Below are 20,610 nucleotides of genomic sequence, written 5' to 3'. Positions count from 1 at the left end.
GGAAGCCGGAGTCGACGAGGAAGGCGACGGCCTTGGCGATGATGCCGGTGGTGGAGCCCGCGAGGCGGCGGGCGTCCTTGGTGGCGCCGGCCCAGCCCCGCCCCTTCCCGGCTGCGTCTGATGTGCGGCTCCGCCGCGTGGGGGGAGACCCCGGACCCCTGACCGCGCTGACGCGCGGTGTCCTCAATCGCCGGACGGGCTGAGTTCACGGACCACGGTCCGCACAACCAGCCCGTCCGGCGATTGAGGACACGCCCGAAGGGCGTTCACCGCCGCAGGCGGCAACGACCCCGCAGACGCCCGGCTACCGCCCCCGAAGCTCCCGATAGCGCGCGACCAGCGCGGCCGTGGACGCGTCCAATCCAGGTACATCCGAGCCTGCGCTGAGCGCAGGCTCGACCCGCTTCGCGAGGACCTTGCCGAGCTCGACGCCCCACTGGTCGAAGGAGTCGATGTTCCAGACCGCGCCCTGGACGAACACCTTGTGCTCGTAGAGCGCGATCAGCTGCCCGAGCACCGACGGGGTCAGCTCGCTCGCGAGGATCGTCGTCGTCGGGTGGTTGCCCCGGAAGGTCTTGTGCGGGACGAGCTCCGCCGGGACGCCCTCCGCGGCGACCTCCTCCGCGGTCTTGCCGAAGGCCAGCGCCTGCCCCTGGGCGAAGAGATTGGCCATCAGCAGGTCGTGCTGGGCGACCAGACCCGGCAGCAGGTCGTCCACCGGCTTGGCGAAGCCGATGAAGTCCGCCGGGATCAGCTTCGTGCCCTGGTGGATCAACTGGTAATAGGCGTGCTGCCCGTTGGTGCCCGGCGTGCCCCAGACGACCGGCCCGGTCTGCCAGTTGACGGGGTTGCCCTCGCGGTCGACGGACTTGCCGTTGGACTCCATGTCGAGCTGCTGCAGATAGGCCGCGAACTTCGAGAGGTAGTGGCTGTAGGGAAGCACCGCGTGCGACTGCGCGCCGTGGAAGTTGCCGTACCAGATGCCGAGCAGGCCCAGCAGCAGCGGGACGTTCTCCTCGGGCGGCGCGCACCGGAAGTGCTCGTCGACCAGGTGGAATCCGGCGAGCATCTCCCGGAAGTGGTCCGGGCCGACCGCGAGCATCAGGGAGAGCCCGATGGCCGAGTCGTACGAATAGCGGCCGCCGACCCAGTCCCAGAACTCGAACATGTTGGTCGGGTCGATGCCGAACTCCGACACCTTCCGCTCGTTCGTCGACAGCGCCACGAAGTGCTTGGCTACGGCGTCCTCGCCCGCCCGCAGCCCCGTCAGCAGCCAGTTGCGCGCCGAGGTGGCGTTGGTGATCGTCTCGATCGTGGTGAAGGTCTTCGAGGCGACGATGAACAGCGTCTCGGCCGGGTCGAGGTCCCGGACGGCCTCGTGCAGGTCCGCGCCGTCGACATTGGAGACGAAACGGAACGTCAGGTCGCGTGCCGTGTAGGCCCGCAGCGCCTCGTAGGCCATCGCCGGACCGAGGTCGGAGCCGCCAATGCCGATGTTGACGACGTTCTTGATGGGCTTGCCGGTGTGGCCCTTCCAATCACCGGAGCGCACCCGGTCGGTGAAGACCTGCATCTTGCGCAGCACGGCGTGCACGGCCGGGACGACGTTCTCGCCGTCGGCCTTGATCACCGCCGACTCGGGGGCGCGCAGCGCGGTGTGCAGCACGGCGCGGCCCTCGGTGGTGTTGATCTTGTCGCCGCGGAACATCGCGTCCCGCAGCTCCGCCACCCCTGCGGACGCCGCCAGCTCGCGCAGCAGGCGCAGCGTCTCGTCGGTCACCAGGTGCTTGGAGTAGTCGACGTGCAGATCGCCGACGGTGAGCGTCAAGCGCCCGGCCCGCTGGGGATCCTCCGCGAACAGCTGTCGCAGGTGCACCTCCCCGAGCTCTTCCCGGTGCTTGGCCAGTGCGTTCCACTCAGGCGTCTGGTCGAGCCTGCTGCGGCCCTCTGCGTTCATCTCGGACATCAGCCCATTCTTCTCGTAGCTGCCCCGCCACTCCCCAACCTATGTGATCAGGGCGCGGTATGAGATGTCGTGCCCTTTTCGGCGCGGTCCACGGCCGGCAGCAGGGCGAGGACGGCGAGCGCGAAGAGCGCCGCGGCGGGCAGCACGGGGGCGTTCAGCCCCCAGGCGGTGGCGACCGCTCCCGCGGCCAGGGCGCCGAAGGGCGCCCCCGCGATGGCGAGGGTGCGGAAGGCGGCGCTGATCCGCCCGAGCATCCCCGCCGGGGCGCGCCGCTGCATGAGCGTCGTCTGGGTGACGTTCCAGACCATGCCGGCGAAGCCGAAGAGGCCCAGGGCGGCGACGGCGACGGGCAGTTCGCGCACCGCGCCGAGCGCCGCCAGACAGGCCGTCTGAAGGGCACCGCCCAGCAGCATGCTCCGCACCGGCCCGAAGCGCTCGACGAGCCGGCCCGCCAGCAGCCCTCCGGCGACGCCGCCCACGCCGTACGCGGCGATGACGGCCGCGTAGCCTCCGTCGCCGCCGTGCAGCCATCGGGTGACCAGCAGCGGCAGGCTCGCGATGAGCGCGCCGACCGCCACGTTGCACAGCGTGGTCGATATGCACAGCGCGCGGAGCGTGGCGTCACGCCACAGCGCCCGCAGGCCCTGGGCCATCTCGTGGCGGAGCGTGCGCCCGGCGGGGCGCGGCTCCCGTGCGGGCGCCGGTATCCGCAAGGTCGCCACGAGGGCGGCCGCCAGGAGATAGGTGGCGGCGTCGGCCGCGAAGGGCATCGCGGCGCCCACGGCGAGCAGCACCGGGACCAGGGGCGCGCCCAGGAACGTCCCGGCGATCTGCTGTCCGGTCATCAGCCTGGCGTTGGCCCGGCCGAGCCCGGCCGGGGGCACCACGGCGGGCAGCAGGGCGGTGGCGGCGTTGTCGAAGAGGGTCTGGAGGGTGGTGAGGAGGAAGGCGAGCACGATCAGGAGCCCGATCGTGGCGTGCCCGAGGGCGACGGCGGCCGCGAAGGCGGCCACCAGCGCGCCGCGGAGCACGTCGACCGTCCACATCGCCCGCCGCTGGTCGACGCGGTCGGCGAGCGCGCCGCCGAGCAGCCCGAAGAGCAGCCAGGGCAGGAAGCCGCTCGCCGTCACCAGCGAGACGAGCAGCGGTGAATCCGTGAGGGAGACGGCGAGCAGCGGGAGCGCGGCACCGCGCAGCGCGTCGCCGAAGCGCGACACCACGGCCGCGGACCACAATCGCCCGAACCCGCCCCGAACTCCCGCCCGGCTCACGTCCGTTGATGTGACCGGTACGACCGTCGGATCCTCGACAGCTGTCATGACTCCCCCTGAAGGACGACCTGTCGAAGACCGTACCGGCGACCACTGACAACGGCCCGGACACGCGCCTTCTCAGGTGCGCGGCCGGGCCGCCCGTTCGGTGGTGCCGCTCAGATCTCCCCGCGGAGCTTGGCGAGCGCCTCGGCGAGGATCGCCTCGCCGTCCGCGTCGCTGCGCCGTTCCCGGACGTAGGCGAGGTGGGTCTTGTAGGGCTCGGTGCGGGGCGGGTCCGGCGGGCTGTCCCGGTCCTGACCGGCCGGGAAGCCGCAGCGCGGGCAGTCCCAGGTGTCCGGCACCTGTGCGTCGCTGGCGAAGCTCGGCTGCGTCTCGTGCCCGTTCGAGCACCAGAAGGAGATGCGGAGGCGAGGTGCGGACTCGCCGCGCTCGGCCTCTCCCATCGGCCCCGCTCCGACCCGACTTCCTCGGATCGCGTTGCCACTTGCCACGGTCGTAACTCCCTGCGTGATGGTGCTGCACGGTGCCAAATAGCGGCTGCGCCGCGGGGTCGGCCGAACGGACTCCGCTGCGGGCGCCCCAGTCTACGTAAGGCCCAACGCGCGTCCAGTGCCAGGAGTTACAACCCGGCCGCGAAGACGCGACCTCAATGATAGGCCGCGTCCGCGACGGTGCGTCAGCTATCGAGCTTCATCAGCAGGCCGAGTGCGACAATGCACGCGAACCACAGCAGACCGACCACGACGGTGATCCGGTCGAGATTCCGCTCGGCGACCGAGGAGCCGCCGACGGAGGACTGCATGCCGCCGCCGAACATGTCGGACAGGCCGCCGCCCTTCCCCTTGTGCATGAGCACCAGCATCATCATCAGCAGGCTGAAGACGATGAGGGCGATCGAGAACCCCATGACCACGGCTGGACCAACTCTCTCGGACTGGAACGGTGAGGGGCCGGGCGGCTGATAAGCACCGGTCCCGGCCCCGACAGGGTACGACGGGGAGCACCCGTCGTCATAGCTCGCTTACTGGTCGCGGAACCGGACGATCTTGACGAAGTCGTCCACGTCCAGGGCGGCACCGCCGATCAGGGCGCCGTCGACGTCCGGCTGCGCCATGATCGCGGCGATGTTGCCGGACTTGACGGAGCCGCCGTACTGGATGCGCACCTTGTCGGCCAGCTCACGGCCGTAGAGCTCGGCGAGACGGCCGCGGATGGCACCGCAGACCTCCTGCGCGTCCTCGGGCGTGGCGACCTCGCCGGTGCCGATGGCCCAGACGGGCTCGTAGGCGATGACGATGCTCTCGGCCTGCTCGGCCGGGACGTCCTTGAGGGCGCCGTCGACCTGCGCGAGGGTGTGCGCGACCTGGGCTCCGGCCTTGCGGACCTCCAGGCCCTCGCCGACGCACAGGATCGGGGTGATCCCGTGCCGGAAGGCGGCCTTGACCTTGGCGTTGCAGACCTCGTCGGTCTCGCCGTGGTACTGGCGGCGCTCGGAGTGGCCGACGGCCACGTAGGAGCACTTGAGCTTGGCCAGCATCGCGCCGGAGATCTCGCCGGTGTAGGCGCCGGAGTCGTAGGCCGAGAGGTCCTGGGCGCCGTACTTGATCTTGAGCTTGTCGCCGTCGACCAGGGTCTGCACCGAGCGCAGGTCCACGAAGGGCGGCAGGACGGCGACCTCGGTCTGGTCGTAGTCCTTGTCGGCGAGCGCGAAGGCGAGCTTCTGGACGTGCGCGATGGCCTCGAGGTGGTTGAGGTTCATCTTCCAGTTGCCCGCCATCAGCGGGGTGCGTTCAGTCACGGTGGTTCAGTCCTCCAGTGCGGCGAGGCCGGGGAGCGTCTTGCCCTCGAGGTATTCGAGGCTGGCGCCGCCGCCGGTCGAGATGTGGCCGAAGGCGGTCTCGTCGAAGCCCAGGATGCGCACGGCGGCGGCCGAGTCGCCACCGCCCACGACGGTGAAGGCCTCGCTGTCGAGGAGGCCCTGGGCGACGGCCTTGGTGCCGTTGGCGTAGTCGGGGTGCTCGAAGACGCCCATGGGCCCGTTCCAGAAGACGGTGCCGGCGTCGGCGAGCTTCGAGGCGTAGAGCTCACGCGTCTTCGGGCCGATGTCCAGGCCCTCCTGGTCGGAGGGGATGGCGTCCGAGGCGACGAGCTCCGGGTTGGCCGGAGCCTTGGTCTTCAGGTCCGGGAAGTCGGCGGAGACCAGGACGTCGACGGGGAGGACGAACTCCACGCCGCGCTTCTCGGCCCGCGCCAGGTACTCCAGGCAGACCGGGATCTGGTCCTCCTGGAGCAGGGAGATGCCGACCTCGTGGCCCTTGGCCTTGAGGAAGGTGTAGGACATGCCGCCGCCGATGAGGATGCGGTCGGCCTTCTCCAGCAGGTTGTCGATGACACCCAGCTTGTCGGAGACCTTGGCACCGCCGAGGACCACGACGTACGGGCGCGCGACGTCCTCGGTCAGCTTCTTCAGGACGCCGACCTCGGTGGCGATCAGGTCGCCTGCGGCGTGCGGGAGGCGCGCCGGGAGGTCGAAGACCGAGGCGTGCTTGCGGTGCACCGCGCCGAAGCCGTCACCCACGTAGAGGTCGGCCAGCGACGCGAGCTCATCGGCGAAGGCGCCGCGCTCCGCGTCGTCCTTACTGGTCTCGCCCGCGTTGAAACGGAGGTTCTCCAGCAGCGTGACCTCGCCGTTCGCCAGTGCGGCGACGGTGGCCTTCGCGCTGTCGCCGACCGTGTCGGTGGCGAACGAGACATTCTTCCCCAGGATCTCGCCGAGCCGCTCCGCGGCGGGAGCGAGCGAGAACGCGGGGTCCGGGGCGCCCTTGGGGCGGCCCAGGTGCGAGGCGACGATCACCTTGGCGCCCGCGGCGGCGAGCTTGGCGATCGTCGGGGCGACGGCGCGGATGCGGCCGTCGTCGGTGATGGTGGTGCCGTCGAGCGGCACGTTGAGGTCGGCGCGGACGAAGACCCGCTTGCCCTCGACACCGTCCTGCAGGAGTTCGTCGATCGTCTTCATGAATGACTCCGGTAGGGGGCACCTCCCAGCGGGAGCTGGGGGTTTCCATTGTGGTCAGTCATGGGACGGGGCTCGTACGGCGCCCCATCGCGCCCTACGAGCCCCTTCCCTACATCTCAGTGCCTGCGACCGTACGGCCGGGCAAAGATCAGAGCTGGCCGCCGACGAAGACGGTCAGGTCGACCAGGCGGTTGGAGTAGCCCCACTCGTTGTCGTACCAGCCGACGACCTTGACCTGGTTGCCCTGGACCATGGTCAGGGAGGAGTCGAAGGTGCAGGAGGCCGGCCAGTTCACGATGTCGGAGGAGACGATCGCGTCCTCGGTGTACTCGAGGATGCCCTTGAGCTGACCCTCGGCGGCCTTCTGGAAGGCGGCGTTGATCTCTTCCTTGCTGGTCTCGCGGTCGAGCTCGAGGACCAGGTCGGTGACCGAGCCGGTCGGGACCGGGACGCGCATGGCGATGCCGTCCAGCTTGCCCTTCAGCTGCGGGAGGACCAGCGCGGTGGCCTTGGCGGCACCCGTCGAGGTCGGGATGATGTTCTCCGCGGCGGCGCGGGCACGGCGCAGGTCGGAGTGCGGGAAGTCCAGGATCCGCTGGTCGTTGGTGTACGCGTGGACCGTGGTCATCATGCCCTTGACGATGCCGAAGTTCTCGTCGAGAACCTTGGCCATCGGCGCCACGCAGTTGGTGGTGCAGGAGGCGTTGGAGATGACGTGGTGGTTGGCCGCGTCGTACTTGTCCTGGTTGACGCCCATCACGATCGTGATGTCCTCGTCCTTGGCGGGCGCGGAGATCAGGACCTTCTTGGCGCCGGCCGCGATGTGCTTGGCGGCGTCGGCCTTCTTGGTGAAGATGCCGGTCGACTCGATGACGATGTCGGCACCCAGCTCGCCCCAGGGCAGGTTCGCCGGGTCGCGCTCGGCCATCGTCTTGAAGGTCATGTCACCGACGGTGATGGAGTCGTCGGTGTGGCTGACCTCCTGCTTCAGACGACCCAGGATGGTGTCGTACTTGAGCAGGTGGACCAGGGTGGCGTTGTCGGTCAGGTCGTTGACACCGACGATCTGGATGTCCGCACCCTGCTCCAGCAGCGCGCGGAAGTAGTTACGACCGATACGGCCAAAGCCGTTGATGCCTACGCGGATCGTCACGAACCGATCTCCTCGTTGGTTTGCCGGTCTGTCCGCCGGCGAGCTGTATGGGATGTCCCCGACCACCACCGACCCTACCTCTAACGAAGGAGGGACGTGACATTGGCGGACCCCTCGACCGTCACCTGTCAATGGCGTGCAACACATTCCCGAGCATACGAGCGCGCTCCTTCCCATTTGATACGTGTTCGAGACCGAAACCCAGCAGCGCGGTGTCCCGGGTGACAACGGCCGCGGAGTAGTGACCGAGCTCCTGCGAGCGCGCCCAGTCCCCGGTGTTCCCGGGGCTTCCGGCGGGCGGGCCGGGCACGGTCCAGGGCCCCAGGGAGGTCTCGAAGCCCTCGGTGGCCTGGGCGGTACCGCCGACGGTGACGGTGGTGTCGTCGACGAAGACGCCGCGTCCGCCGTTGCCCGGGTCGGTGACGTAGGAGAGCGCGACCTCGACCTTCCGGCCCGCGTAAGCGCTGAGGTCGAAGGAGGCCTGCCGCCATCCGCCGGACGAGCCGGTGAAGGCGTGCCAGCCGCCCGTGGTGCCCTGACCCACGCAGCCGTTGCTACGCAGCGTGAGGTAGTGGGCGAGGAAGGGGTGCAGCGCGAGGGTGGAAGCGCAGTCCAGGGGCACCTGTTCGGTGGTGCCGCCGCGGGCGTCGGGCAGGGTCGTCCAGTCGTCGCGGCCGACGGTGTGCGCCTCCACGACGGCGTTGTCGTAGCCCTGCTCGGTGTCGTGACTGAGCCAGAGACCGAGGGCGGGCTTGTCGGCCGCGGTCGCCCCGGTGAGGTCGACGGTGCGGGCCAGCCGCATCCAGGCGCTGTCCTCGTGCCGGGCGGCCGCCATCCAGGTGCCCGCGTACGGCTGGAAGGGGGAACGCACGCCGGTGTAGTCACCCGCGGGCGCGCTGCGGAACTGCGGGAAGTCGGCGGGCGGCAGTTCGTCGGAGATCGGGCTGTACGCGCCGGCGGCGGTCAGCGGGCTGCCGGGCGCGTCGGCGAGGGTCGCCGAGGTGCCCTTGAGCCGGCCCGCGCCGTCGAAGCGCGGCGGGCGGACGTACGAGACCCTGCCGCCCGCGCCCAGGTAGTACTGACTGAAGTCGTCGGTGTCGGCCGCGCCGACGCGCGCGCTGCCGCCCGCCTGCTGCCCGGCGGCGACGACCTTGCCCCCGGCGTTGACGAAGTCCCGTACGGCCAGCAGGGTTTCGCCTCCCGGCCGGTTCGCGCCGGAGTACCACACCACGGTCCTGAAGTGGCCGAGCACACCGAGCGCGTGGGGCGCGCCCTGCCGCGCGACGTCCCAGACGGCGGCCCTGCGGCCGTTGTCGGCGAGGGCCTTGGTGTAGACGGCGGCATCGCGGGCGGCCGCCGTGCCGCCCTCGTCGGCGAGCACCAGGGTGTCGGCGCGGGGCCGCCGCGCCACGCTGTACGTGAACGGCTCGCTGGCGGTGGGCCTGCCCGCACGCGTACGGCCGGTGAACCAGACCTGGACGCGGGAGCCGGGGTCGGCGCCCTCGACCTGGGCACGGTACTGGTCGAAGCGGAGGTTGTCCCGGCCGCCGTAGCGCTTGCCGCCCTCCCACGCCTCCAGCGGCGCGGTGTGCGTGCGGCCGCCGTCGACGCGGTAGTTGAGGCGCTTGTCGCGCACGCTCTTGCGGGCGGTGACGGCGACGTCCTGTTCCTCGCCGCGCGCGTAGGAGGTGGTGAAGGTGTCGGGGGTGAAGTCCGGCGCGCTCAGGCCGACGGAGGAGACCGGCTGGTCGTCACCCGCCTGGTTGGCGGCGGTCTCGGCGACGGAGAGCGCGAAGGGGAGGTTCTTGGTGAACTCCCGCTGGATCAGCTTCTCGTCGTCCGGGAAGGTGAAGGAGGAGCGGCAGTCGGCCGGGTCCCAGCGGTGGTCCGGGTCGGACTTGGCCGCGGTCTCGCAGGTCGACATCTCCGGGGTGAACATCATCGTGCCGTTGACGTTGGCCGCGTGCCCGTCGGCCTCGCCGTTGGTGGTGTAGAGCTCGGAGGAGAGCTGAGGGCGGTAGCCGGGGATCGCGGACTTCTCCGGGGTGCCGGCGAGCGCCTTGTAGAGGACGTCGTCCGGGGTGGGCGTGGCGACCTGCCAGCCCACGCCGTAGAGGAGCAGCTCGGCGGCGGAGTGGTAGTTGATCGCGAACCTGAAGTGGACGCGCTTCTCGAAGGCGTCCAGGGCGCGGGTCTCCGGCTCGGAGGCGGGGGACGGTCCGCGGTAGGTCTCGGAGGTGGGCTTGGGGGACGAACCCTCGTTGTCGTAGCCCCACTTGTAGGGGAAGTTGCGGTTGAGGTCGACGCCGTCGGCGGAGGTGATCTTTCCGTCGCCGTCGTTGTCCCGCAGGTTCTTGCGCCACAGGCGGGTGTCGGGGCTCTGGAAGGTGTAGTCGTAGCCGTCGGGGTTGGCGGAGAGCAGGAACCACAGCTCGGAGCGGTCGACCAGCTTGGTGACGCGGTCGTCCTTGCCGTAGTCGTCCAGATAGCGGTGCATCAGCCGGCGGGTCATCTCGGGCGTGATCCACTCGCGGGCGTGCTGGTTGGACATGTAGAGCACGGCCGGCTTGGCGCCGTCGCGCGTCCGCGCCGCATCCTTGGTGACCTTCAGGGCCAGGATGTCCTGGCCGCGCACCGTCTTGCCGATGCTGACGACCTTGGTCAGGCCGGGGTGCGCCCGCGCGGTGGCGACGATCTCCTCTTCGAGGCCGCCCTTGGGGCCGTACGGGCGGAAGACGCCGTCACCGGTGGCCCTCAGCCGTTCCTGGGTCTTCCTGGGGACGCGCTTCTCGGTGAGGTCCACCCCCTGCCGCCGCAGGTCCGCGGCTTGCGTCCCGGTGAGGGTGAGCTCGACCGGCTCGGTGCGGCCGACGGTGACCCGCTCGCCCAGTTCGTGTCCGTCGATGCCCGCCGCGAGCAGCAGCGGGATCTGCGTGGAGGTGACCTTCGCGGTCCATACGGAGAGGGCGCCGCCGTCGGCGGTGCTGCCCGGGGCGGGTTGCGCGTGTGCGAAAGGTGCGGCGGCCAGCCCACTGATCATCAGTGCGGCGGCCGCCAGGATGGGTCTCGCCCTGCGTCTCATGAGCTCCCCTTGCTGTCGTCGGCACATCGGGTCGCACGCACGTCAGGCTGATGAAGCGCTCATGGTCATGTCAACAGGCCCTGGAGCGCCGGTCCGGCTGGATTCCTCCAGCCGGACCGGCGCTCCAGGGGCCGGCGTCCTCAGGTCAGCCGACCATGCCCTCGGCGAGCTCCTCCGAGAGGTCGGACAGATCCGAGAGGTTCGACTCGGTGCCGGGGATGCCCAGGTCCTGCGCCCGCTTGTCGGCCATCGCGAGCAGCCGGCGGATGCGGCCGGCGACGGCGTCCTTGGTCAGCGGCGGGTCGGCGAGGGCGCCCAGCTCCTCCAGGGAGGCCTGCTTGTGCTCCATGCGCAGCCGGCCCGCGGCGGCGAGGTGCTCGGGGACCTCCTCGCCGAGGATCTCCAGCGCGCGCTGCACACGGGCGCCCGCGGCCACCGCGGCGCGCGCCGAGCGGCGCAGGTTGGCGTCGTCGAAATTGGCGAGGCGGTTGGCCGTGGCCCGCACCTCGCGGCGCATCCGCCGCTCCTCCCAGGCGAGCACCGACTCGTGCGCGCCCAGGCGCGTCAACAGCGCGCCGATCGCGTCACCGTCCCGGACGACCACCCGGTCCACGCCGCGCACCTCGCGCGCCTTGGCCGCGATCTGGAGCCTGCGGGCCGCCCCCACCAGCGCCAGCGCCGCCTCGGGGCCGGGGCAGGTCACCTCCAGGGAGGACGAGCGGCCGGGCTCGGTGAGCGAGCCGTGGGCCAGGAACGCGCCGCGCCAGGCGGCCTCCGCGTCGCACGTGGCACCGGAGACGACCTGCGGCGGCAGCCCGCGGATCGGCCGGCCGCGGCCGTCGACCAGACCGGTCTGGCGGGCCAGCTGGTCACCGCCCGCCACCACCCGCACCACGTAACGGCTGCCGCGGCGCAGCCCGCCGGGGGCCATCACCACCAGGTCGGAGGTGTGCCCGAAGATCTCCAGGATGTCCTTGCGCAACCGCCGGGCCGCGATCCCCGTGTCCAGCTCCGCCTCGATCACGATGCGCCCGCTGACCAGGTGCAGCCCGCCCGCGAACCGCAGGATCGCCGAGACCTCCGCTTTCCGGCAGCAGGTCCGGGTGACGGGGAGCCGGGAGATTTCATCCTTCACCGCTGCCGTCATCGCCATGGGCCGATCCTTCCATGCATCCGAAAAATACGGTCGTACGCGGCGGCCAACAGCTCCGGGTCGTGTGTCGGGGAGCCGTCGGGCGCGGCGACCGGCGCCAGCTCGACCGCCGCCCCCAGACGCTTGGCGGCGTCGGTGAGGCTCTGCCGGTCGGGCACGGCGGCCTCGTCGGCCAGCACCACGTCCAGGGCGAGTTTAGGGGCGTGTCGGGCCAAAACCTCCAAATGACGCTGCGGGGAGAAGCCATCGGTTTCGCCGGGCTGCGGCGCGAGGTTCAGCGAGAGCACCCGGCGGGCCTTGGTCTGCTGGAGCGCGTCGAGCAGTTCGGGCACCAGCAGATGCGGGATCACGGAGGAGAACCACGAGCCCGGTCCGAGGACCACCCAGTCGGCGTCGAGCACCGCTTCCACGGCCTCGGGCACGGCGGGCGGGTCCTCCGGCACGACGTGCACGGACTGCACCTCACCGGGGGTGAGCGCCACGGTGGCCTGGCCGCGCACGGTGCTGATCGCGTCGGGCTCGGCCGGGTCGTGGCCCCGTACGAGCGCCTGGAGCTCCAGCGGCACCGCCGACATGGGCAGCACCCTGCCGTGCGCGCCGAGGAGCTTGCCGACCAGGTCCAGGGCCTGCACATGGTCGCCCAGCTGCTCCCACAGGGCGACGATCAGCAGATTGCCGACGGCGTGTCCGTGCAGGTCGCCCTCGCTGGCGAAGCGGTGCTTGATCACCCGGGACCAGGTCTGGCCCCAGTCGTCGTCACCGCACAGCGCGGCGAGCGCCTTGCGCAGGTCGCCGGGGGGCAGCACGCCCAGCTCGTCGCGGAGCCGGCCGCTGGAGCCGCCGTCGTCGGCGACGGTGACGACGGCGGTCAGGTCGCCGGTGATCCGGCGCAGGGCGGCCAGCGACGCGGACAGGCCGTGGCCGCCGCCGAGGGCGACGACCTTGGGCTGCGCGCCGCGGGCCGCGCGGACACCGCCCCGCCTGCTCGCGCGGGCGGGGACGAGCCGGCGGCCGCGGCGCAGCCGGAACGTGCGCCCGGTCACTCGCGCCCCATGTCCCTGTGGACGACCACGGTCTCGACACCTTCCGAGGCCAGGCGGTGGGCGAGCTTCTCGGACATCGCCACCGAGCGGTGCTTGCCGCCGGTGCAGCCGACGGCGATGGTCACATAGCGCTTGCCCTCGCGGCGGTAGCCCGCGGCGATCAGCTGGAGCAGCTCGGTGTAGCGGTCGAGGAACTCCTTGGCGCCGGGCTGGTTGAAGACGTAGCCCGAGACCTCCTCGTTGAGGCCGGTGAAGGGGCGCAGCTCGGGGACCCAGTGCGGGTTGGGCAGGAAGCGGCAGTCCACCACGAGGTCGGCGTCGACGGGCAGACCGTACTTGTAGCCGAACGACATGACGGTGGCCCGCAGCTCGGGCTCCTCCTCGCCGGCGAACTGGGCGTCCATCTTGGCGCGCAGCTCGTGGACGTTGAGGCTGGAGGTGTCGATCACCAGGTCGGCGTCGCCGCGCAGCTCGCGCAGCAGGTCGCGCTCGGCGGCGATGCCGTCGACGATGCGCCCGGAGCCCTGGAGGGGGTGCGGGCGGCGCACGGACTCGAAGCGGCGCACCAGGGCGTCGTCGGACGCCTCCAGGAAGATCACCCGGCGCTTGACCTTCTTGGCCGCGAGGTCCGCGAGGGACTCCCGGAGGTTGTCGAAGAAGCGGCGGCCGCGGACGTCCACGACCACGGCGATCCGGGCCACGTTGCCCTGCGAGCGGGCGCCGAGGTCCACCATGGTGGGGATCAGGGCGGGCGGCAGGTTGTCCACGACGAACCAGCCGAGGTCCTCCAGGCACTTGGCGGCGGTGCTGCGGCCCGCCCCCGACATGCCGGAGATGATCACCAGTTCGGGGATGCCCGCCGCCTCACCGGCCGCGTCCGCCGTCGTGCCCGTACTCACCTGTGCTCCGTCTCGCTCGGTCCCGGTCATGCTGCTACCCCCGTTCTGCGGACGGTGCCGCGGGGCGCGGCTCCGTCTTCCATACTGCGGTCTTCCAGTGTCCGTGCCCCGGACGGCGCTCGCCGTCCGGGCGTGCACCGCCGGCCGAGGCCGTGGGCGTACACGTCCATCATTCCTCCGCATCGTCCATGATCTCGCCTGTCGCGGTGTTGACGGCAGGGGCCGACGGCGTTGTCGCGGCGAGTGCGGCGGCGATCGTCTCGGCCGTCTTGCGGCCGATGCCGGGCGTCTCGCAGATCTGCTCGACGGTCGCGGCCCGCAGCCGCTTCACCGAGCCGAAGTGCTTGATCAGCGCCCGCTTGCGGGTGTCCCCGAGGCCGGGGACGGCGTCCAGCGGTCCGGCCTTCATGCTCTTGGAGCGCTTGCCGCGCTGGTAGGAGATGGCGAAACGGTGCGCCTCGTCCCGGACGCGCTGGAGGAGATAGAGGCCCTCGCTGGTGCGCGGCAGGACGACGGGATCGTCGTCGTCGGGCAGCCAGACCTCTTCGAGGCGCTTGGCGAGGCCGCAGACGGCCACGTCGCTGATGCCGAGGTCGTCCAGGGCCCGCCGGGCGGCGGCGACCTGCGGCTGTCCGCCGTCGACCACGACGAGCTGCGGCGGATAGGCGAAGCGCTTGGGCCGGTCGTCCTCGGCGTGGACGGGCCCGTCCTCGCTGTCCTCGACGGCGTTCGCCTCGGACCACTCCCCCGCCTTCTGCTGCTCCCGCAGATAGCGGCGGAAGCGGCGGGCGACGACCTCGTGCATGGAGCGGACGTCGTCCTGGCCCTCGCCGTGCCAGACCTGGGTGTCCCCGACCCGGCCCGTGATCTGGAAGCGGCGGTACTCGCTCTTGCGGGCGAGGCCGTCCTCGAAGACGACCATGGACGCCACCACGTCCTGCCCCTGGAGGTGGGAGATGTCGAAGCACTCGATGCGCAGCGGCGCCGAGTCCAGCCCGAGGGCCTCCGCGATCTCCTCCAGGGCGCGGGAGCGGGTGGTGAGGTCGGAGGCGCGCTTGGTCTTGTGCAGCGCGAGGGCCTGTGCGGCGTTGCGCTGGACCGTGGCCATCAGGTCCTTCTTGTCGCCGCGCTGCGGGATGCGCAGGTCGACCCGGGAGCCGCGGCGCTCGGTGAGCCACTGGGCGACGGGCTCCACCGGGTCGGGCAGGGCGGGGACGAGGACCTCCTTGGGGACCGCGTCGCCCTTCTCCTCGCCGTAGAGCTGCTGGAGCGCGTGCTCGACCAGGCCCGCGGTGTCGACGGCCTCGACCTTGTCGGTCACCCAGCCGCGCTGGCCGCGCACCCGGCCGCCGCGCACGTGGAAGATCTGGACGGCGGCCTCCAGCTCGTCCTCCGCGACGGCGATCAGGTCGGCGTCGGTGGCGTCGGCGAGCACCACCGCGTTCTTCTCCATGGCGCGGCGGAGCGCTTCTATGTCGTCGCGGAGCCTGGCCGCCTTCTCGTATTCCATCTCCTCGGCGGCATCGTGCATCTGCTGTTCCAAACGGCGGATGTACGCGCCGGTACGGCCGGCCATGAAGTCGCAGAACTCCTCGGCCAGTTCGCGGTGCTCCTCGGGGGTGACGCGGCCGACGCACGGGGCGGAGCACTTGCCGATGTAGCCGAGGAGGCAGGGGCGGCCGATCTGGGCGGAGCGCTTGAACACCCCGGCGGAGCAGGTGCGTACGGGAAAGACACGCAGCATCAGGTCGACGGTCTCGCGGATCGCCCAGGCGTGGGCGTACGGGCCGAAGTAGCGCACGCCCTTCTTCTTGGGGCCGCGCATGACCTGCACGCGCGGGAACTCCTCGCCCAGGGTGACGGCGAGGGAGGGGTAGCTCTTGTCGTCGCGGTATTTGACGTTGAAGCGCGGGTCGTACTCCTTGATCCAGGAATACTCGAGCTGGAGCGCCTCGACCTCGGTGGCGACCACGGTCCACTCGACGGAGGCCGCGGTGGTGACCATGGTGCGCGTGCGCGGGTGCAGACCGGCGAGATCCTGGAAGTACGAGGAGAGCCGCTGGCGCAGGCTCTTCGCCTTTCCGACGTAGATCACGCGGCGGTGCTCGTCACGGAATCTGTAGACCCCCGGCGAGTCGGGGATCTGTCCCGGCTTGGGTCGGTAGCTGCTGGGGTCGGCCATGTTCCACAGCCTACTTGCGGGCACTGACAACGCCGTCGCCCAGCCGGGCCGGGCACGCCTCCGGCCCCGGCGAGTGCGCGCCGGGGCCGGAGCGGGAGCGTTGTGGGGGCCGCCCCCTGGTGCGGGTGGTCAGCCGCGGCGCCGCCTGCGGCGGACCACCAGGGCGGAGGCGCCGAGGGCCAGGGCCGCGCCCGCGGCCGTCGCGGTGGCGGCCGTGTTCAGCGTGCCACCCGCGTCGGTCCGCGCCGCGGACGCGGTGCCGGCCCCTGCCGTCCCCTCCGCTGTCCCTGCGGCCGGCTCCGCGTAGCCACCGGCCATGCCCTGCCGGGCGTACGCGGAGCCCGGCAGCTTGTCGCCGTACGCCTTGTGGACGCGCGCCCGGTAGTTCTCGACGCTCGTGCCGCCGGCCCCGATCGCCCGGGTGGCGTCGGCGTCGAGCGGCAGCACCCGGTCGCCGCGCTGGACGTACCAGGCGTCGATCTGCGGCTCGCGGAAGACGGTGCCCCCGCCGAGCTTCCGCGCGCCCTCGGCGGCGTAGCGCGTCTCGTCGTCGCCGGTGGCGATGTTGACGACCTTCCAGGTGTCCCCGGACTTCACCGTCCACACCGACGCCTTCTGCCCGTCGGCGGAGACCGCCTCGCTGGCGAGGAACTCCAGCTCGGCGACGGGGGCGTCCTTCTCGCCCGCCACGAACTCCGGGGCGAGCGTGTAGACCGGCACCGTCGCGCCGTCGATCCTCGGCCGCGCCTTCGCCTGGGCGACGGCTCCGTCGCGGGCGAAGAAGCGGGAGAGGGTGTCGAGCGTCGCGGGGGCGGCCGCCGCGTCGTGCGCGGCCGTGACGCCCGCGGCGGGCGGCGCGACGGGGGCGGGAACCGGGTTCCCGTCGGCGTGCGCGAGGGGGGCGAGGCCGAGGAGGGCTGCGGTGAGCGCTCCGGCGGCCGCCGCACGGGCCGCGTTCCTGCTGGTGTGCGTGCTCATGACCTCACGCCCCGATCCCGTAGAGCGAGTGGGTCCACGAGAACTGGTCGTTGTTGACGTACCAGCTGTGCGAGGCCCAGTTGTAGCGGTTGTTGGACGGCCACGGGTCGCCCCAGTAGACCCAGCTGCTGGAGTCGTCGTACCCGTAGAGGACGTGCATGTGACCACCGCCGGAGGCCCACTGGATGCGGGTCTCGACGGGCCGGTTCGCGTTGATCTCCCCCTGAACGGTCGAGTAGCGCAGCCAGCCGGTCACGTACGAGCCGGAGTTGATGCCCGCCCAGTCGAGGGCGTTCTGCACATTGCCCAGGTTGGCCTGGTTGTTGGGGCACTCCGAGCCCTGCTGCCGGTTGAAGGCGGCGTTGCAGAACTGGTTCTGGCTGTAGTTGCGCCCGAACCAGGTGGCGATGGTGTTGCCGGAGCCCGCCCAGCACCAATTGGTCTTCTGCTGGGCCTGCATGGTGATGTTGAGTTTCTTGGACGCGGCGAAGCCCTGGTGGTCGCCGCCGGCCGCCGCACTCGCCGTGGTGGGGACGGCGAGCAGGGCGGAGGCGACGAGCGCGGCGACGGACAGCCGTCTGCCGCGTACACGGCTCTTTCCGGTCATTTTCTGTTGTGCCGATGCACGGGACATGGACGTTCCTCCCGAGGCGGGGGGTTGAGACGGAGGAGCGCGTCCGGACGCTGATCAGGAGCATCAGGGTGTTGTCAGTGACCGGTCAACAGGTTTCAATGCTGGGTGAGCCGGCGGTGTGAACAGCGCGAACCGGATGTGAACGGCCGGTGCCCGGTCAAGAGGATCACAGCGGTCCGGCGAACCGGATCGCTCCCGCCGCCGGTGAATATTCACAGAGGGGCGAGCGGATGGCACAGAGCGGCACAGGAGCCGACGCGGCCGAGAACGAGCTTGCGCAGACCCTGCGCACCGGGCCGTTCCACCTGGCACTGCGCACCGCGCTGTCCGTGCGCGGGCTCGCCCTGCACCGGGTGCAGCACCGGCTCGCGCAACGCGGCGTACGGGTCGGGGTGACGAGCCTCAGTTACTGGCAGCAGGGCGCGCGCAGACCCCAGCGGGCCGAGTCGCTGCGTGCGGTACGCGCGCTGGAGGACGTCCTGGAGCTGCCCCCGCACTCCCTGAGCCGGCTGCTCGAACCGGCGTCGCCCCGCACCGGGGCGGAACGCCCCGCGGCCCGCTCCTACCGCTCCCTGGTCGAGGAGTCACGAGCACTGGAGCGGCTGCTGGCGGAGCTGGAGTCACCGGCCGACGGCGGGCTGCACACCGTCTGTCATCTGGAACGGGTCCTGATCGGCGCCGGACGCGAGCTCCGGGAGCGCGACTCGCAGCACGTCGTCCGCGCCCACCGGGACGGTGTGGACCGCTACCTCGCCATCCACCACGGGGACACCGGCTGCGACCCCGGACAGGTGGCGGTGCGGGCCGCCGAGAACTGCCGGGTGGGGCGCGTGCGCTGGCACGCCAAGGCGGGCGTCCTCGTCGCCGAGCTGCTCTTCGACACCCGGCTGCGGGCCGGGGAGACCTACGTCTTCGGCTACGGCTTCGAGGACGGCACGGCCGGGCCGAGCAGCGAGTACGTACGGGGGTTCAGCTTCGCGGGCGGGCAGTACGTGCTCCAGGTCCGCTTCGACAGCGCGGCGCTGCCGGTGCGCTGCCGCAGATTCGCCCAGAGCTCGGCCGGCGCGCCGCGCGCCGGACAACAGGAACTGACACTGGCGGGCCGGCACCGCGGGGTGCACCTGGTGGAACAGGGGGTACGGCCGGGGATCCTGGGGATCACCTGGGACTGGTCCTGAGGGGGCCGCGGTCGGCGAATGCCGGCCCGGCCACGTCGGGAGGGCAGCGGGCCGTGTCCGGCGGGTCCTCGCCTGGTCGCGTCCGGCGGGCAGCGGGGTGCACCCGGCGGACCCTCGCCCGGCCGTAGGTCCGTTGCCCTGCGGCGCCTTCCCGGGCTTTCGTCCAGGGTGCCCTGACAGGCTTGATCACTCACACCGGCCACATCAGCCTGTCCGGCGATTGAGGACACCGCCGCGCAGCGGTGGTGCGGAACAGGACGGCCCGCGGCCCGGCCGCGAGAGCTGCCGAGCCCGACCCTGAACCCGCGCCCGCCGCCAGGCGTCAGGCTTCCGGGCCCGCGATCAGCTTGCCGTCGGCCAGCTTGACCGGCACGGTGGGCAGGGGTGCGCCGGCCGGGCCCTGGAGGACCTTGCCGGTGGCCGGGTCGAACTTGCTGCCGTGGCACGGGCAGCTGATCTTCCCGTCCTCGATCTTGTCGACGACACAGCCCGCGTGCGTGCACACCGCGCTGAACGCCTTGTACTCGCCCTTGGCGGGCTGCGAGACGACCAGGCGCTGCTCGCGGTAGAGCCGCGCGCCTCCGACGGGCACGTCGGCCGGGGCCCCGAGCTCCACGGGGGCGGTGGGGGTGGCCGCGCCCTTCGCGCCGCCCGGACCGCCGCCCGTGCACGCCGTGACGCCGAGCCCCGCGGCACCCACGAGGGCGGCGCCGCGCAGCACGGTACGGCGGTCCGTGCCGGGGGCGACGGATTCGGCGGAGTCGGCGGGGGGTGTCATGGGTGCTCCAACGGTGCGTCGCGAACAGAACGCGTCGACCCTACCGGCACTGCGAATTCCGCTTGCGGCCCCTCCGGGCGGTCGGCGACGTGGCAGGCTGGGCCCGGCGGGAACCCTGCCGGGAAAGGATGCTCTTCGTGATCGTCGTCGCCGGAGAGGCTCTGATCGACCTGGTGCCTCTGGTGCCGGACGGCTCCGGGGAGGCGCTTCCCGCGTTGCTGCCGCGGCGCGGCGGAGGCCCGTACAACACGGCTGTGGCGCTGGGGCGGTTGGGCGGACCGGCCGCCTTCTGCTCCCGGGTGTCGGCGGACGGCTTCGGCGAGGCCCTGCTGACCGGTCTCCGGTCGGCGGGGGTCGACGTCTCGCTGGTACGGCGCGGGCCGGAGCCGACGACGCTCGCGGTGGCCGACGTGGGGGCGGACGGCTCCGCGGGCTACGCCTTCTACGCAGAGGGCACCGCGGACCGCCTGTTCGAGCTCCCGGGGCCGCTGCCGGAGGCGGTGTCGGCGCTGTGCCTGGGCACCTGTGCGCTGGTGCTGGAGCCGGGGGCGAGCGCCTACGAGGCGCTGCTGCGCAGGGAGGCGGAGCGCGGGGTGTTCACGCTCCTCGACCCCAACATCCGGGCGGGCCTGATCCCCGACGCGGACGCCTACCGCGCCCGCTTCCGGCGCTGGCTGCCGCACGTGACCCTGCTGAAGCTGTCCGAGGAGGACGCCCGGTGGCTGGGCGGCTCCCCCGCCGAATGGCTGGCCGAGGGACCCGCCGCGGTGGTGATCACCCATGGGGCGGCGGGCCTGTCCGTACACACCCGGGACGGCCTCCGGCACACGGCCCCGGCGCCCCCGGTCGAGGTCGTGGACACGATCGGCGCGGGCGACACGGTGAACGCGGCGCTGCTGCACGGGCTCGCGACATGTGGGGCACTGTCACGAGAGGCCCTGACCACGGTGGCCTGGCCCGCCCTCCTCCACTTCGCCGCCCGGGCGGCGGCCCTCACCTGCTCCCGCCCGGGAGCGGAACCCCCGTGGGCGACGGAGCTCGCTCTGTAGGGCTACGACTGCGGACCGGTTCGCCGGCTGCGGCGGGGGCGTCCTCAATCGCCGACCGGGCTGAATTCGATGGCTACGGTCCGCAATTCAGCCCGTCCGGCGCTTGAGGACAACGCGCGAAGCGTGTTGCGGGGGTCTGGGGGCTCGCCCCCAGTTTCGGGAAGGGGCGGGGCTGGGGAAAAAGCCCGCCGCAGGCGCGCTCGGCCCGCGGCCGGGAAACCAGCG

General features: G+C 71.8%; 17 protein-coding genes and 1 pseudogene. 2 read left to right on the top strand and 16 right to left on the bottom strand.

What is annotated here, in order from left to right:
• The 15 genes and pseudogenes from AB0435_RS32395 to AB0435_RS32325 all read right to left on the bottom strand — a co-directional run.
• A pseudogene (locus AB0435_RS32395) lies at positions 1-187 on the bottom strand (hypothetical protein); the annotation flags it as partial.
• A gap of 117 nt (positions 188-304) precedes the next feature.
• Positions 305-1,957, bottom strand: coding sequence for a glucose-6-phosphate isomerase (pgi, locus tag AB0435_RS32390; protein ID WP_366428569.1), 1,653 nt, complete (start codon positions 1,955-1,957; stop codon positions 305-307).
• Positions 1,958-2,013: 56 nt separating this feature from the next.
• Positions 2,014-3,285: an MFS transporter gene (locus AB0435_RS32385; protein WP_366008317.1), complete on the bottom strand. Its 1,272-nt coding sequence runs from the start codon at positions 3,283-3,285 to the stop codon at positions 2,014-2,016.
• A 110-nt stretch (positions 3,286-3,395) separates the two neighbouring features.
• Positions 3,396-3,731 (bottom strand): RNA polymerase-binding protein RbpA, encoded by a 336-nt coding sequence (locus AB0435_RS32380; protein ID WP_079110552.1) that lies wholly within the window; start codon positions 3,729-3,731, stop codon positions 3,396-3,398.
• Between the two features lie 185 nt (positions 3,732-3,916).
• Entirely contained in the window at positions 3,917-4,147 is a 231-nt protein-coding gene (secG, locus tag AB0435_RS32375) for a preprotein translocase subunit SecG (RefSeq protein WP_184730779.1), read from the bottom strand.
• Positions 4,148-4,261: 114 nt separating this feature from the next.
• A complete protein-coding gene (gene tpiA, locus AB0435_RS32370; RefSeq protein ID WP_366008315.1) occupies positions 4,262-5,038 on the bottom strand; it encodes a triose-phosphate isomerase in 777 nt (258 codons plus the stop codon).
• Positions 5,039-5,044: 6 nt separating this feature from the next.
• A complete protein-coding gene (locus AB0435_RS32365) occupies positions 5,045-6,256 on the bottom strand; it encodes a phosphoglycerate kinase (RefSeq protein ID WP_366008314.1) in 1,212 nt (403 codons plus the stop codon).
• Positions 6,257-6,404: 148 nt separating this feature from the next.
• Positions 6,405-7,409 carry a type I glyceraldehyde-3-phosphate dehydrogenase gene (gap, locus tag AB0435_RS32360; RefSeq protein WP_366008313.1) on the bottom strand — a complete coding sequence of 335 codons (1,005 nt, stop codon included), beginning with the start codon at positions 7,407-7,409 and terminating at the stop codon, positions 6,405-6,407.
• A gap of 121 nt (positions 7,410-7,530) precedes the next feature.
• Positions 7,531-10,491: a M14 family zinc carboxypeptidase gene (locus AB0435_RS32355; RefSeq protein WP_366428568.1), complete on the bottom strand. Its 2,961-nt coding sequence runs from the start codon at positions 10,489-10,491 to the stop codon at positions 7,531-7,533.
• Positions 10,492-10,636: 145 nt separating this feature from the next.
• On the bottom strand, positions 10,637-11,644 hold the full coding sequence (gene whiA, locus AB0435_RS32350) for a DNA-binding protein WhiA (protein WP_116211143.1): 1,008 nt from the start codon (positions 11,642-11,644) through the stop codon (positions 10,637-10,639).
• Positions 11,635-12,687, bottom strand: a complete 1,053-nt coding sequence (yvcK, locus tag AB0435_RS32345; RefSeq protein WP_366428567.1) for a uridine diphosphate-N-acetylglucosamine-binding protein YvcK — start codon at positions 12,685-12,687, stop codon at positions 11,635-11,637. The genes whiA and yvcK overlap by 10 nt, the downstream gene beginning before the upstream one ends.
• Positions 12,684-13,616: an RNase adapter RapZ gene (rapZ, locus tag AB0435_RS32340; RefSeq protein ID WP_366007543.1), complete on the bottom strand. Its 933-nt coding sequence runs from the start codon at positions 13,614-13,616 to the stop codon at positions 12,684-12,686. Before rapZ ends, yvcK begins: the two co-directional genes overlap by 4 nt.
• A gap of 139 nt (positions 13,617-13,755) precedes the next feature.
• Positions 13,756-15,768 (bottom strand): excinuclease ABC subunit UvrC, encoded by a 2,013-nt coding sequence (uvrC, locus tag AB0435_RS32335; protein WP_366007542.1) that lies wholly within the window; start codon positions 15,766-15,768, stop codon positions 13,756-13,758.
• Between the two features lie 129 nt (positions 15,769-15,897).
• Complete coding sequence (locus AB0435_RS32330) at positions 15,898-16,746, bottom strand: hypothetical protein (RefSeq protein ID WP_366007541.1); 849 nt, start codon at positions 16,744-16,746, stop codon at positions 15,898-15,900.
• Between the two features lie 4 nt (positions 16,747-16,750).
• Positions 16,751-17,380, bottom strand: coding sequence for a papain-like cysteine protease family protein (locus AB0435_RS32325; RefSeq protein WP_366428566.1), 630 nt, complete (start codon positions 17,378-17,380; stop codon positions 16,751-16,753).
• A 230-nt stretch (positions 17,381-17,610) separates the two neighbouring features.
• On the opposite strand from AB0435_RS32325, the gene AB0435_RS32320 reads away from it, so the two are divergent.
• On the top strand, positions 17,611-18,558 hold the full coding sequence (locus tag AB0435_RS32320; RefSeq protein WP_366007539.1) for a hypothetical protein: 948 nt from the start codon (positions 17,611-17,613) through the stop codon (positions 18,556-18,558).
• Between the two features lie 322 nt (positions 18,559-18,880).
• On the opposite strand, the gene AB0435_RS32315 is transcribed toward AB0435_RS32320, so the two are convergent.
• Positions 18,881-19,336: a Rieske (2Fe-2S) protein gene (locus tag AB0435_RS32315; protein WP_366007538.1), complete on the bottom strand. Its 456-nt coding sequence runs from the start codon at positions 19,334-19,336 to the stop codon at positions 18,881-18,883.
• 137 nt (positions 19,337-19,473) lie between these two features.
• Between AB0435_RS32315 and AB0435_RS32310 the strand changes: the two genes are divergently transcribed.
• Positions 19,474-20,385: a carbohydrate kinase gene (locus tag AB0435_RS32310; protein ID WP_366428565.1), complete on the top strand. Its 912-nt coding sequence runs from the start codon at positions 19,474-19,476 to the stop codon at positions 20,383-20,385.
• The last annotated feature ends 225 nt before the right edge of the window (positions 20,386-20,610 follow it).

It is taken from the genome of Streptomyces sp. NPDC051173, from assembly GCF_040689515.1.
In the GTDB taxonomy this organism is placed as follows: Bacteria; Actinomycetota; Actinomycetes; order Streptomycetales; family Streptomycetaceae; genus Streptomyces.
The sequence above is the reverse complement of the archived record's forward strand: the minus strand, read 5'-3'. Positions and strand labels throughout refer to the sequence as shown.

Coding starts and splice junctions, on each gene's coding strand:
- AB0435_RS32385 (WP_366008317.1), bottom strand. CDS start 3,285: ATGACAGCTGTCGAGGATCCGACGGTCGTACCGGTCACATCAACGGAC.
- whiA (WP_116211143.1), bottom strand. CDS start 11,644: ATGGCGATGACGGCAGCGGTGAAGGATGAAATCTCCCGGCTCCCCGTC.
- secG (WP_184730779.1), bottom strand. CDS start 4,147: ATGGGGTTCTCGATCGCCCTCATCGTCTTCAGCCTGCTGATGATGATG.
- uvrC (WP_366007542.1), bottom strand. CDS start 15,768: ATGGCCGACCCCAGCAGCTACCGACCCAAGCCGGGACAGATCCCCGAC.
- AB0435_RS32315 (WP_366007538.1), bottom strand. CDS start 19,336: ATGACACCCCCCGCCGACTCCGCCGAATCCGTCGCCCCCGGCACGGAC.
- AB0435_RS32320 (WP_366007539.1), top strand. CDS start 17,611: ATGGCACAGAGCGGCACAGGAGCCGACGCGGCCGAGAACGAGCTTGCG.
- AB0435_RS32325 (WP_366428566.1), bottom strand. CDS start 17,380: ATGTCCCGTGCATCGGCACAACAGAAAATGACCGGAAAGAGCCGTGTA.
- rapZ (WP_366007543.1), bottom strand. CDS start 13,616: ATGACCGGGACCGAGCGAGACGGAGCACAGGTGAGTACGGGCACGACG.
- AB0435_RS32365 (WP_366008314.1), bottom strand. CDS start 6,256: ATGAAGACGATCGACGAACTCCTGCAGGACGGTGTCGAGGGCAAGCGG.
- AB0435_RS32330 (WP_366007541.1), bottom strand. CDS start 16,746: ATGAGCACGCACACCAGCAGGAACGCGGCCCGTGCGGCGGCCGCCGGA.
- AB0435_RS32355 (WP_366428568.1), bottom strand. CDS start 10,491: ATGAGACGCAGGGCGAGACCCATCCTGGCGGCCGCCGCACTGATGATC.
- pgi (WP_366428569.1), bottom strand. CDS start 1,957: ATGAACGCAGAGGGCCGCAGCAGGCTCGACCAGACGCCTGAGTGGAAC.